Origin of the sequence: endosymbiont of Ridgeia piscesae (assembly GCF_001443665.1) — a bacterium.
Taxonomy (GTDB): domain Bacteria; phylum Pseudomonadota; class Gammaproteobacteria; order Chromatiales; family Chromatiaceae; genus Endoriftia; species Endoriftia persephonae.
The window spans coordinates 1-12,856 of the sequence record NZ_KQ557118.1; the positions used below are offsets into that span (position 1 = coordinate 1).

General features: G+C 59.0%; 9 protein-coding genes. 4 read left to right on the forward strand and 5 right to left on the reverse strand.

Translation table 11 applies throughout. The annotated features are described in order from the left end of the window. Window positions 1-3,879, reverse strand: a 3,879-nt coding sequence (locus Ga0074115_RS02935; protein WP_198295030.1) for an Ig-like domain-containing protein, incomplete at its 3' end; no start/stop codon positions are given. An 878-nt stretch (window positions 3,880-4,757) separates the two neighbouring features. Here Ga0074115_RS02935 and Ga0074115_RS17150 point away from each other — a divergent pair. Both Ga0074115_RS17150 and Ga0074115_RS15645 read left to right on the forward strand, forming a co-directional pair. After that, the gene (locus tag Ga0074115_RS17150; protein ID WP_332311053.1) at window positions 4,758-5,477 is read left to right on the forward strand and encodes a hypothetical protein; all 720 of its coding nucleotides are present in this window, start codon (window positions 4,758-4,760) and stop codon (window positions 5,475-5,477) included. Beyond that, on the forward strand, window positions 5,384-5,620 hold the full coding sequence (locus Ga0074115_RS15645; protein ID WP_082626683.1) for a transposase: 237 nt from the start codon (window positions 5,384-5,386) through the stop codon (window positions 5,618-5,620). The genes Ga0074115_RS17150 and Ga0074115_RS15645 overlap by 94 nt, the downstream gene beginning before the upstream one ends. A gap of 284 nt (window positions 5,621-5,904) precedes the next feature. Here the strand turns inward: Ga0074115_RS15645 and topA are convergent, their stop codons facing one another. From topA to Ga0074115_RS02965, 4 genes are all read right to left on the reverse strand, one after another. Further along, window positions 5,905-8,199 carry a type I DNA topoisomerase gene (gene topA, locus Ga0074115_RS02950; RefSeq protein WP_057955049.1) on the reverse strand — a complete coding sequence of 765 codons (2,295 nt, stop codon included), beginning with the start codon at window positions 8,197-8,199 and terminating at the stop codon, window positions 5,905-5,907. A gap of 70 nt (window positions 8,200-8,269) precedes the next feature. After that, on the reverse strand, window positions 8,270-8,746 hold the full coding sequence (locus Ga0074115_RS02955; RefSeq protein ID WP_057955048.1) for a Smg family protein: 477 nt from the start codon (window positions 8,744-8,746) through the stop codon (window positions 8,270-8,272). A 27-nt stretch (window positions 8,747-8,773) separates the two neighbouring features. Further along, complete coding sequence (dprA, locus tag Ga0074115_RS02960) at window positions 8,774-9,898, reverse strand: DNA-processing protein DprA (RefSeq protein ID WP_060528193.1); 1,125 nt, start codon at window positions 9,896-9,898, stop codon at window positions 8,774-8,776. Between the two features lie 30 nt (window positions 9,899-9,928). Beyond that, window positions 9,929-10,975 carry a LysM peptidoglycan-binding domain-containing protein gene (locus tag Ga0074115_RS02965; protein ID WP_057955046.1) on the reverse strand — a complete coding sequence of 349 codons (1,047 nt, stop codon included), beginning with the start codon at window positions 10,973-10,975 and terminating at the stop codon, window positions 9,929-9,931. A 289-nt stretch (window positions 10,976-11,264) separates the two neighbouring features. Here Ga0074115_RS02965 and def point away from each other — a divergent pair, with 289 nt between their 5' ends. Both def and fmt read left to right on the forward strand, forming a co-directional pair. Next, window positions 11,265-11,795 (forward strand): peptide deformylase, encoded by a 531-nt coding sequence (gene def, locus Ga0074115_RS02970; protein WP_057955064.1) that lies wholly within the window; start codon window positions 11,265-11,267, stop codon window positions 11,793-11,795. Between the two features lie 122 nt (window positions 11,796-11,917). Further along, window positions 11,918-12,856: a methionyl-tRNA formyltransferase gene (gene fmt, locus Ga0074115_RS02975; RefSeq protein WP_057955045.1), complete on the forward strand. Its 939-nt coding sequence runs from the start codon at window positions 11,918-11,920 to the stop codon at window positions 12,854-12,856.

The following is a 12,856-nucleotide window of genomic DNA, read 5'->3' on the forward strand; positions in this document are numbered from 1 at the left end:
GGTATCTTCCGCCGTGGTGACTGCCTGAGCGTCTGCGACTGGTGCATCCTGGACCGGTTCGACCGTGATGCTCACCCTGGCCTCGGTGGAATCGGCGCTGCCATCGTTGACTTTGAAGGTAAAGGCGTCTGTGCCGTTGAAATTCAGATCAGGTGTGTAGGTCAGGTTGGGCGTGGTGCCGGTCAAGGCGCCATGGGTGGGCTGTCCGATAACGGTATAGGTGAGCGGATCGTCTTCAGCATCGCTGCCACTGAGGGTGATCGCAACGGCGGTATCTTCCGCGCTGGTGACGGCCTGGGGAGTTGCCGCCGGTGTGTCGTTTTGTGGAGTTACCGTGACGGTTGCCGTGGCCGGGCTCGACACCGCACCAAGTAGATCTCGGATGGTATAAGTGAAGGAGTCGGAGAGGGTCTCCGAACCGTTGTGGGTGTAATCAATGGAACCATTCGGTTGTACCACGACGCTGCCGTAGGCGGGTTGGGTGGTCACGGTCAGCGTGGTGGGATCGAGTCCGTTGTCGTCACTGTCGTTGCTGAGCACATCGATATTGACCGATGCCCCCTCATCCACGGTGGCTGCATCGCCCACAACGGTGGGTGGTGGGTTGGCCGATACGTTCATGGTAACGGTGGCGGTGGCGGTTCCACCGTTCCCGTCGCTGACCAGGTAGGTGAATGTGTCTTGCCCGGCAAAATCTGCGGCGGATGTGTAGGTGAAGGTGCCATCTCCAGGGCTGACTACCGTGCCGCCGTTGGCGGAAGGATTCTGAAAGTCTGAGATGGAGAGAGTATCTCCATCCTCGTCGGTATCGTTGTTCAGAACATTACCGGTGGTAGTCGCTATCCCTGAATAGGCGGCGTAACTGTCATCTGCCGTGACTGGCGTCTCGTTCACGTTCAGTACATTGACAGAAATCACCGCGGTGTCGCTGAATTCACCGTCACTCACCTTCACATCGAGGGCGTACGATGTGGTGGATTCAAAATCAAGCGGCTGCAGCAGAGAGATTTCACCGCTGGCCGCGTTGATGCGGAATGTTCCGCCAGCGTCGCTTAACAGAGAGTAGGTCAGCGTGGCGCTGGCGTCGTTGTCACTGGCCACCACTGTGTGCAGCAGGGTCGAGACCGCTGTGTCTTCGCTGAGGTTGATGCTGGCGCCGCTCACCACCGGGGTGAATTCGTTGATATCAGCGACGTCGATTGTAATGTCCGTTGTCTCTGAATCGCTGTAGCCGTCGTTGACGGTAACACCGAGTGTGTAGCTGGTGGTGTTTTCCGCATCGATGGAGGAGTTGTCCGCTACCGTTAGTTCACCGGTGTTGGCGTCGAGCGCGAATATACCCGCCTCGTTGCCGTAGCTGATCGAAAAGGTCAGGGTGGCGTTGGAATCCAGGTCGGTGGCGGCGATCTGTCCAAGCGATGTCAGATTGGCCACGTTTTCGGCGATATCAATACGCTGTCCCGCTGTGACCGTGGGAATGTTGTTGATCAGGGTGTCTTCGCTGGCCTGCGCGTCGTCGATATTGCCGCCCATCTCCGCAGTGACAGTGGCAGTGTTGCTGATCGAATACTGAAGATTGGAGGCGGTGCTGACGGTAATGCTCACATTGGCGCTGCCGGCCCCGTCGCGGGCCAGGGTGCCGTTGATGTTGCAGGTCACCGTACCATTATTATGTGAACACCCCGCATCGTCCGATTGGTAAGTGACCTCATTCGGCAGGTTGTCGACGATGGTTACGTTAGTGGCATCGAAGTCGGAGGAGTTATTGATCACCTGCAGGGTGTAGGTGAAGGTGTCACCAGGGGTGACCGGCAAGGGCAGGGGTTCGTTGTCGGTTTTGGTGAAGGAGAGTCCTGAGGCCGACGTGAAGACATAGGCGAGGCCAAATTCCTTGCCCGGGTTGTCGTCACCTGATTGCTCAAGAGTGCTGGAGATGTCACCGTGCCCGGCTGCGCCGATAATGACACGAACACCGTCGGTCCAGACGCCGTTCGACATGGAGGCGCCAAAATAATCGCAATCGGCGTTATCCACGTCGGTGCAGCTGGCCGGCTGGTCGGAGGCGATGATCACCTGGTCATTATCATAGGGGCTGGATGCGCTGGCCCATCCAGTCGCTGGCCGGCTCCACTTTATCGATTTCTCTGGGCGTCCCGGATGGAGTCTGTTGGTGTCGCTCAGGCCGGCAACCACCATGTTGCCGTTTGGTGAGATCGAGACCGATGTGCCGATGCGATCATCGCTGACACCCGCGAGATCCCTCAGCATCAAATCCTCGTTGCGGATGCCGCTGCCGCTCCAGTCGGAGTTACTCTCGAGATACATAAAGATTGCGCCGACACTGTTTTGTGTGCCTGTGTCATAGCCACGGGAACCGGCAACGATGATGGAGCCATCCGAATTCACATCGACCGAATTACCGAGCCGGTCGGAGTATATTATTCCTGTAAATCCCATCTTGCGGGTCTCATCCATGGCCGAGACCGATTCACCCAGGTGATCCCAGTCGGCCCAACCGTTGGAGCCGCTAGGTTTTTGCCAGACAAAGACGGCTCCCGCATCGTTGCCATTGCTGCTGGTGCTCAGGTCCTCATCGCCAAAGGCACCGGCCACCACCGTCGTGCCGTCGGCTGAAATCGCCACTGAGTTACCCAGGGTATCGCCGTCTTTGTCGTCTGAATCCGCGGAGGTGTCGTATACGCCGTCGCCATCCAGGTCGGTCAGTTTGGCGGTGGCGTTGAGGCTGGTCCTGGCGTTGTTGGTATAGGTGCCGGTGGTGACGTCGCTAAAATGGAACAGATAGACCGAACCGACGTTACGGCAGCGTATGCCGGAACAGAACTCATTGGGGTCCGATTGCGCGCCGTCGTCACTGGGGTCGTAATTGTCCTTATCATCCCCCCAAGCGCCGACCACGACAGTGTAGTCATTTCCCCCCTGGGGATTGGCCACATCCACCGCGTAGCCGAACTGCGCCCCCGGCGCCGGGTCATTGGGCGTCAGTTCCGCGACCGGGGTCTGGCCCCAGACGCCGCCCTCTCGGACGAACACAAAGGCGCGCCCGGCCCGGCTAGTTGCGCCATTGTCGTATTTGGGGGCGCCGGCGACGATTACATCGTTCTTGATCGAAACCGCCCAGCCGAACCGCTCCGTCTCTTGGGCAGGTGAGGTCAGTTTGGCCACCTGGTTCCAGTTGTTGTTGCTGTCGATTTCAAACACAAATGCGGCGCCGTACTCACCGGTCGCCCCGTTGAGTTCGGGATGCTGATAGGCGCCAACCACTGCAGTGGTGCCGTCAATCGCGACACTGAATCCGAAATCAGCGCCTCGTTGCCGGTCGGTGTAGTCAGGCGCTACCTGTACATCCCCCTCCAGCAGTGGGTCGATGACAAGCGGATAACGTGCGTTGGAATCGTCGACACTCAAACGCAGCCTACCTTCTGTGATGGCCATCTTCGCATCAAGGATGTTGCCGTCGGCGTCGAAGGCGGTCAGCTGACCGTAACTGAGTTGGATCCTGCCTTTGCTATCCTTAAATACCAGTCCTTCCTCGTTCATCTCCGGGCGCAGGTTTCCACCCAGACTCAGGTCAACCCGCAGATTTCCCGAACCGGTTTGAGCGCCATCTGGGGCGTGGCTGAGCGTAAATCCCTGTTCGACGCCAAACGCTCCGTTCAGATACCACTCGTTCAGACCATGACCATGATCGATATCCACCCGGTTGCCGGAGATCTTGATATTTCCCTTGGCAGCCGGCTGCAACGCATCGTCATAACCCCATGCCGACAGTGATAGGGTGAGCGAATCTCCCTTTGTGGTTTTTAGATCCAGCTGCTCTGGATTAATCGTTACCTGAAAACCGTGACCGACGTTGTACAACCGTGCAGCGTTTTCCAGCGAGAAAATTTCCCATCCTGTCGGTGCAAATGGCGCGCTGCCGGCAGGATTGCCGGTGCTGACTGTTTGCCGCAACTCAGGAGCTTGAGCGAGAGTCGAGTCCGGTAGAGTTGCCTGGACCAGAGAAGGTGATATGAAAGCGATTGAGCAGGCAATCCCGGATAAAAGGGAAATAAAATCCTTTAGGCAGCTGTGCGTGTCACGTCGCATATGCAAAGTGTTCCTTTGGAGTAAGTCATTCAAGGAGGCGGTCAGAGCAGGGTTGGTCAGGCGCTTGAGTTGAGTCAAATATGATGAACTCATACTCTGATTCCAAGTTCGTTTTGATTCCATTCGCGAATACTTTCACATTAAGGAAACGCTGATCAGTTGACAGGTTTCAGCAGCCTTCCCGTTACCAGACGATTTTTTCGTATTCCGCTTAGAATAAATTGTTTTTCGACCGCCATTCAAGAAATTGGGCCGTTGGATGCCGCTTTTTGCGACATCTGGGCGTTTTTTGGCCGTTTCCCCGGTTCAAGACGCACCTTGGGTGCATTGTGCTCGCAAACGTACGGCCATCACAAGATTACTCGGCGTAAAAAAACTGTAGAACAGCGCGCTACCCTGTTCCAGTTTCTTCACTTGGCGGCGACGCATGGCCCTCTCTTTGAGCGCTCCACGCTATGTAGCCAGCATCGCCCCAGACCGATCTTCTTCGGCGATTTCGACGCCAACGCCCACAGAGACTACATCCAGGTGCAACCACCACCACCGTCCCCCTCTGCGATCTCGAACGACTCGCTAGCCTCGCCCAAACCACGTGCGAGATCGATGCGGTCAGCGAGGCCCTGCGCAATCACGCCGATAACACCTATGAGATGGCCAACCAACTGTTGGCGCTGGCGGACCTGATCGAGGATGAAAAGCACCAGGCTCAGCACTGGTGCAGCGGCTCAGAGACCACAGTGCTGGAGCGGCTGGGTAAGACCCGCACAGGCTATATCACCTTCTGGCAGGCCACCAGCCTCGATGCTGTCGGGCGGCTGAGCAGTAGCCGCACTGGCGATGGCCTCGACAACGTGCAGTATCGGGAAGACTTTATCCAAGATGTCAGAGAGGACTTCCAATACGACAAGCAGAATCCTCTCACCAACAGCCAGGTGGTCGGTCATATCGATGGCGTGCAGTATCGGCACAGTGCCAACCTACGTTACGACGCCAACGGCAACATCAGCTTCAAGTCTGATGTAGGAGACTACGACTATGGTGAGAGTGGCGCAGGCCCCCACGCCCTGACCAGCGCCGGAGCGCACCATACTGGCTACAGATACGACAAGAACGGCAACATGACCGCCGGTGGCGGAAAAATAATAGAGGTCAGACCACGGCTTTTATTCTGGTATGTTGATTTAATCAAGGAAGATTTTTCCATGCCAAGACGGCTGCGCATTACCCGTCCAGGGGTGCCGCTGCACTTGATTCAGCGCGGCAATAATAGACGGGCGTGTTTCTTTCGGACGATGATTGCCAGATTTATCTCAATTGGTTGGAGGCGTACGCGAAGGAGAGTGGTTGCGTTATCCACGCTTACGTTCTGATGACAAATCATGCTCATCTGTTGATGACGCCGTCCACATCAAGTGCGGCGAGTAAGATGATGAAGCGGCTTGGGCAGCATTACGTTCAGAGGGAAAAAATGGGGTCTGACCCCTATTCAGATGTTTGTTGTAGTAGCAAGTGATGGATGAAGGAACGGAGCGAGCGATCCTTCTTTTGTTATAGATAGACGGTCTTTGGTCGGCGTTTGTCATCGATCGAAGTCCAAGCTATGTCGGCTTGGCCCGACCTATGGATGCGCCTTGGTGGATTGCCGAGTTCGTTGATCCCTTTGCATCAACCGTCTTGACAGGGTGCCTGGCAGCCGCGAGTTGGCCATCGCAGCCGTTTATTGGTTGCTGGCCAACTGGCGTTTTCGGATCACCCGTCTTATCTCTTCCGTGGCGTTCGGTACGAACTTGGCATGGACTACTGTTTGTCGGAGGGCTCCGCTTCGTAGGGCTCGGTAAAACTGCACTCCTTCTGCGGGCAGACCCGTTCGGTGCCTTTGCGTTTGGTGGTCTTGATGGTCAGCACCGGCCAGCCGCAGCGGGGGCAGGGGCCATTGACCGGCTCGTTCCACACCGCATAGTCGCAGTCGGGGTAGGTGGAACAAGAGTAGAAGATCTTGCCGCGCTTTGATTTGCGCTTCAGCAGGGTGCCGTTGCCGCACTTGGGGCAGCTTACGCCGGTATCCTGGGGTTTCTCCAGGGGTTCGATGTGACGGCAGTTGGGGTAGCCGGAGCAGCCGATGAACTTGCCGTAGCGACCGCGTTTGATCACCAGCGGGGAGCCGCACTCGGGGCAGCTGCGCCCCTCCACCACCTGTGGCTCATCCTGCTCTGATTTGTCGGCGTTCAGGTCGCGGGTGTAGTCACACTTCGGGTAGTTGTTGCAGCCAATGAAGCGGCCGTGGCGACCCAGGCGAATCGACAGCTGGTCGCCGCACTTGGGACACTTCTCATCCAGTGCCTCGTGGGTCACGTCGCTGCGCTTGACGTTCTCCTGGGTGTAGTCGATGCGCTCCTTGAATGGGGTCCAGAATCGCTCCAGCAGCGGTACCCAGGCCTCTTCGCCGCGGGAGACCGCATCAAGTTCGTCCTCTAGTTTGGCGGTAAAGTCGTAGTCCACGTACTGGGTGAAGTGGTCGGTGAGGAATTTGTTGACCACTCGCCCCACGTCGGTGGGCTGAAATCGCTTCTTCTCCAGGGTGACGTATTCGCGGTCCTGCAGGGTGGAGATGATCGAGGCGTAGGTGGAGGGGCGACCAATGCCGTACTCCTCCAGGGTCTTTACCAGGCTGGCCTCGGTGAAGCGCGGCGGCGGCTCGGTGAAGTGCTGTTCGGGGCGGATCGCCTTCAGCGCCACCGTCTCCCCCTCCTGCAGGGGCGGTAGCATCTTCTCGTCGCCGTCACCCTTTGCAGCATCGTCCTTGCCTTCCATATAGACGGCGATGAAGCCGGGCTTGGCGATGGTGGAGCCGTTGGCGCGGAACATGTTGCCCTCGCCGCACTGCAGGTCGGCGGCTACGGTGTGGATGGTGGCGTGGATCATCTGACAGGCCACGGCGCGTTTCCAGATCAGCTCATAGAGGCGCGCCTGATCCTTGCTCAGGTGGTCCTTGATCTCGGTTGGCAGGCGCAGCACCGAGGTGGGGCGGATCGCCTCATGGGCCTCCTGGGCGTTCTTCGCCTTGGTCTTGAAGTGGCGCGGCGCATCGGGGATCTGATCTTTGCCGTAGCGCTCGGCGATAAACTCACGGAATTCATCAAGCGCCTCGTCGGCCAGGTTGACCGAGTCGGTACGCATATAGGTGATCAGGCCGACGGTGCCGTTGCCGACGTCAACACCTTCGTAGAGCTGCTGGGCGGTGCGCATCGTGCGCTGGGTGGTAAAGCCAAGCTTGCGCGACGCCTCCTGCTGCAGGGTGGAGGTGGTGAAGGGCGGGGCCGGATTGCGGCGGCGCTGCTTCTTTTCGACCTTGACCACCTGCAGGCCATCTGTGCCGGCGGCTAGCAGGGTCGCTTCGGCGGCCTTGGCGCTGGTCTCATCGGTGATGCTGAACTGACTGAGTTTGTCGCCCTGTAGGTGGGTCAGTTTGGCGCTGAAAGGGTGTTGATCCTTACTGGTGTCGGCCTCGATGGACCAGTATTCGCGGGCTTTGAAGGCCTCGATCTCTAGCTCGCGCTCGACGATCATGCGCAGCGCCGGGCTCTGCACACGGCCGGCAGAGAGGCCGCGGCGGATCTTTTTCCACAGCAGAGGTGAGAGATTGAAGCCGACCAGGTAGTCGAGGGCGCGGCGTGCCTGTTGCGCGTCGACCAGCTCCTGGGCTAGCTCCCTGGGGTTGGCTATCGCCTCCTGTACCGCCTTCTTGGTGATCTCGTTGAACACCACCCGGTAGACCGGCTTGTTCTTCAGCTTGCCCTTCTCTCTGAGTAATTCAGTGAGGTGCCAGGAGATCGCTTCGCCCTCGCGATCTGGATCGGTCGCCAGATAGAGTGCATCGGAGCGCTTTAGCAGCTTGGCGATCTCCTGCACATGGCGCTCGTTCCTCTCGATCACCTGGTACTTCATGGCGAAGTGGTTATTGGGATCGACGGCACCTTCTTTGGGGATCAGATCGCGCACATGACCGTAGGAGGCAAGGACTTCAAACCCGCTTCCCAGATACTTTTTGATCGTCCCGGCTTTGGCTGGGGACTCTACGATGACTAGGTTCATGAATGGCTAGGCTTGGAACGGATGCAGGATCCAGCTCCCGCGCTGAGGGCACGGGATGGTTGGATCTTTATCAGTGGATAAAGACGGGGGATTCGTTGTAGACCATATCTTCCATGCGGGCGAAGGCGGCCTCCTGGCCGGGCTGGTTCATCAGCACCAGTAGCACGATCCATTTCAACTCCTCCTCGCTGATGAAGGGAGTGTCGAGGGCCAGTGCCCGTTCGATTACTCGCTCGCGTCCCTCCGGGTTGAGGATCTCATTCTGCTCGAGGAACATCAGCAGGCCGCGGGAGTTGGTGTCAAGGCGCGCCTGCTCCTCTTCGGAGAAGATGCGCAGGGAGTGCGCCTTGTGGCTGACGCTCTGTGGCCGGTAGGCGTGGTCGGCCAGCTCGTCGAGCCAGTCGAAAGTCTTGTCGATCTCGGTGGCGGCAAAGCCGGCCTGGGTCAGCTCGTCGCGAAGAGTATTCTGATCTGTCGGTGGTGACTGTTCACCATCCATATAGTTTTCATAGAGGTAGATCAGTATGTCGACCACGTTTTCGTTCATCTTCTCTCTCTTCCGCCGCGGCGGGAGTCATTTTCTAGTGCGGCAGTAGAGGCCGCCGGCTGCTGATGATACATATCCTTCCAGTTCAAGCAATAGCAGCATGGAGGAAACCACCTCCGCGGTCAAACCTGTTTTGGTGATCAATTCATCCGGGGAGGTCGGGTCGTATCCCATGGCTTCGAGCAGACTATGGTAGTCGTCATCGAGCTGCCAGTGGTGAGAATTGGCGATGGCCTCCTGGTCGGCGGGCGGTTCAGCGCTGAGGCTAAGCAGCGGTGCGAGTTCGTCGACACAGTCCTGTGCCGTCTCCACCAGTTTGGCGCCCTGTTTGATCAGTGCATGACAGCCACGGGCCTGTGGGTTGTGGATCGAGCCGGGGATGGCAAACACTTCGCGCCCCTGCTCCAGGGCGGTGCGGGCGGTGATCAGCGAGCCGCTCTTGGGGGCGGCCTCGATCACCAAGGTGCCGGCGGAGAGGCCGCTGATGATGCGATTGCGACGTGGGAAGTTCTGAGGCAGAGCGGTGGTGCCGGGGGGGAACTCGGAGACCAGTACACCCTGCTCGGCGATCTGGCGTGCCAGCTGGCGATGCCGGGCTGGGTAGACCCGGTCGAGACCGGTGCCGCAGACCGCCAAGGTGGCGCCACTGCGTAGCGCACCGCGATGGGCGGCGCCGTCAATGCCGATGGCCAGTCCGCTGGTGATGGTGATGCCACAGGCGGCAAGGAACTCGGCGAAACTCTCGGCATTGCGAATGCCGCCGGGGGTGGGGTTGCGACTGCCCACCATGGCCAGCTGCGGGGTGGAGAGCAGCTCCGGGTTGCCTGTTACGAAGAGTAACGGGGGCGGATCATGGATCGCCTTCAGCAGTGGTGGATAAGCTGGCTGGTCAAGCGTGAGCAGCTGGTTGCCGGTGATGGATGCCCACTCCAGGCAGGCATTCAGGAGCGGGGAATCAGCCTGATTGAGGGCGGAGATGGCCGCTTCGCCAAGGCCGCACTGACGCAGCGTTGGCGTGTCGGCATGGAGAATGGCGGCGGGAGAGTCGAATTGCTCCAGTAGCTTGAGAAAGGTGCGCGGGCCAACGCCGGGGGCGAGGCTGACGCGCAGCCACGCAACCGTTTGCTCCGATAGGACGCTAGTGTCCTCCATGACTTGCGGCGTTCGTACCTGCAGACTGCGCTATTCCTCGGGGGGGCGTACCCAATCGAGTATGTGCAGGGGTTTGGTGGTATGCATTACCAGTGCGAAGCTGACCTGCTCAAAGGTGCGGAAGACCATCAGCAGGCCTGCCTTCTCCAGTGGCAGTTTCACGGTCTCGCCACGACCGGCGACGACGTCGCGAATCTCTTCGCCACCCTGCAAGATCTCCAGTACATGGCCGGGCTTGAGGCCATCACTAGCGCCCTTGTTGAGCACCACTACGTTGTACTGGCCGATCTGAGAGACGCCGTTGAGTACCGAGATGATGCGGCCCTCGAGGGGGGCTTCGAGGTTCAATGGCTGGAAGCTGTGCAGTGGCACTCCTTTAGTGATCGGTAGCAGGCGGTCGCCGATTATTGCCTCCATCTTCGAACGCTGCAGCTGGAGCTTGGCCGGGTCGCCACTGCGCAGCAGTTCGGCGGGGCCGATATAGCTGGCCTCATACCCCAGGATCTTGCCGCTGTCTGGATCCTTGTAAGGCTTGCCGGGGCGTATGACCTCATATTTGCCGGGGTCATGCTGCTCGATGGTGCGGGCATAGAAGCTGACACCGGCGCCACCGATAATGTGATCGTCGAGGAAGTGCACGATGTAAGGCGCGCTCTCCATCTGATCCTTCTCCATCACGTAGGGGCGAGTGAGAAACTGCGCGATGGCGTCGATCGGGATCAGGGGGATAGAGGTATCGAGCGGGGTGGCGCGGATATGCGGTGAGAGTTTGCCCCTGCCGGGGCGGTCGCGTTCGAGGGTGAGAACCGGGCGGCCGTCCTGATAGGTCAGCAGGATCACGTCGCCGGGGTAGATCAGGTGCGGGTTGCTGATCTCGGGATTGACATACCAGATGTCGGGCCAGCGCCAGGGGTCGCGCAGGAAACGATCGGCAATATCCCACAGGGTGTCACCCTCCAGCACCGTATAGCGGCTGGGATGGTCCGCGTCCAGGGCGATCGGCTCTGCTGCCAGCGCAACGAAGGAAAACAGCAGTCCGAGGAGTATTCCTACGGGTTTGTGGCTAAAATAAGACATGTTGATTCCCTATGCGACCAAACAGCGATGTGTCCGCCATCTGGCGGAGTTCTTGCCGGAAATTGCCCCCGGATTTCAATATGATCATAATGTTAGCGCAATTTCTTGCGTCGGTTCCATAGCATGCCCGCAAATTACACCCTGTACCGGGCGAAGGGGCTGCGGGGTCGGCAAAGCAAGATGAAGATCCTTTGACTTTCAACATTATTTACCTTCCGTTATATCGGCTATTCAAATGACCGCCCGCAAGAGTGAGCGACTGCAGGGCCTGACGACACTGGAACAATCCATGGCAATTCTCGACATACTCCACTTCCCCGATTCTAGGCTGCGCAACAAGGCGAAGCCGGTCAGTCAGGTTGACGATGCCATCCGCAAGCTGGTGGATGACATGTTTGAGACCATGTACGAAGCCCCCGGCATTGGCTTGGCCGCGACCCAGGTGAATGTGGCCAAGCAGATCATCGTCATCGATCTCAGCGAGGAGAAAAACCAGCCGCTCTGCCTGATCAATCCGGAGATCCTGAGTAAAGAGGGCGAGGAGAAGATGGATGAGGGCTGTCTCTCGGTGCCCGGCATCTACGAATCGGTGAAGCGTGCCGCACGGATCAGCGTACGAGCGCTCGACCGGGATGGAGCGCCCTTCGATCTGGAGACGGAAGGCCTGTTGGCGGTCTGCATACAGCATGAGATCGACCATCTGAATGGCAAGCTTTTTGTCGACTATCTCTCCAGCCTGAAGCGTCAGCGCATCCGCAAGCGGCTCGAAAAAGAGAGCCGACTGCGCAGCACAGACGATGGAGACCACAAGGTGATCTGAGCGGTTGAATCCGTATCGGTGTCCGCTCCCCGCCATCTTCGATCGCCGCCACGAAGATTGCTGAGACACCGATCCCAAACTGTGATTGCGAGAGATGGCGGCCCAGATGCAGGAAACCCAGGATGAATAAAGCGTTGAAGATCATCTTTGCCGGCACCCCCGATTTTGCCGCTGAGGCGCTGCTGGCGTTGCTTGCCAGTGAGCATCAGGTGATCGCCGTCTACACCCAGCCTGACCGCCCGGCAGGGCGTGGCCGCAAACTGGCGGCCAGCCCGGTGAAGCAACTGGCGCTGCAGCACAACATTGAGGTGCGCCAGCCGAAAAGCCTGAAGGCTGAGGCTGATCAACAGGCGTTGGCGGAGTTGCAGGCTGATCTGATGGTGGTGGTGGCCTACGGCCTGCTGCTGCCTCAGGCGGTGCTGGATGCGCCGCGACTGGGCTGCATCAATATCCACGCCTCGCTGCTGCCGCGCTGGCGCGGTGCCGCACCGATCCAGCGCGCAATCCATGCCGGCGATCAGGAGTCGGGCGTGACCATCATGCAGATGGAGGCAGGGCTCGATACTGGGCCGATGCTGCACATCCTCAAATGTCCGATCAGCGCCGAGGAGACCGGCGGCAGTCTGCACGACCGGCTGGCCGAACTGGGCGCACGGGCGTTGCTCGAGGTGCTGCCTGCGCTGGCCGATGGCAGCGCTGTAGCCGAGCCGCAGGACGATGCCCGTGCGAGCTACGCCAGTAAGCTGACAAAAGAGGAGAGCCGTATCGATTGGCAGCGTAGTGCCGTTGAAATCGACCGCCAGGTGCGTGCCTTCAACCCCTGGCCGGTGGCTCAGGCCGATTTTGCCGGCAAGGTGATGCGAATCTGGGAGTCGCAGCCACTGAATGAACAGAGCACGCAGCCGCCTGGCACCGTCGTCGCCGCCGGCAAGGTAGGCATCGACGTGGCCACCGGTGAAGGTCTGCTGCGTATCCAGAAGTTGCAGATGCCGGGCAAACGGGCGATGCAGGTGGCCGACTTTCTCAACGCCCACCAGATCGACGGCGTGGTGTTGGGTTGA

Coding starts and splice junctions, on each gene's coding strand:
- Ga0074115_RS17150 (WP_332311053.1), top strand. CDS start 4,758: ATGGCCAACCAACTGTTGGCGCTGGCGGACCTGATCGAGGATGAAAAG.
- topA (WP_057955049.1), bottom strand. CDS start 8,199: ATGAACCTAGTCATCGTAGAGTCCCCAGCCAAAGCCGGGACGATCAAA.
- Ga0074115_RS02955 (WP_057955048.1), bottom strand. CDS start 8,746: ATGAACGAAAACGTGGTCGACATACTGATCTACCTCTATGAAAACTAT.
- dprA (WP_060528193.1), bottom strand. CDS start 9,898: ATGGAGGACACTAGCGTCCTATCGGAGCAAACGGTTGCGTGGCTGCGC.
- Ga0074115_RS02965 (WP_057955046.1), bottom strand. CDS start 10,975: ATGTCTTATTTTAGCCACAAACCCGTAGGAATACTCCTCGGACTGCTG.
- def (WP_057955064.1), top strand. CDS start 11,265: ATGGCAATTCTCGACATACTCCACTTCCCCGATTCTAGGCTGCGCAAC.
- fmt (WP_057955045.1), top strand. CDS start 11,918: ATGAATAAAGCGTTGAAGATCATCTTTGCCGGCACCCCCGATTTTGCC.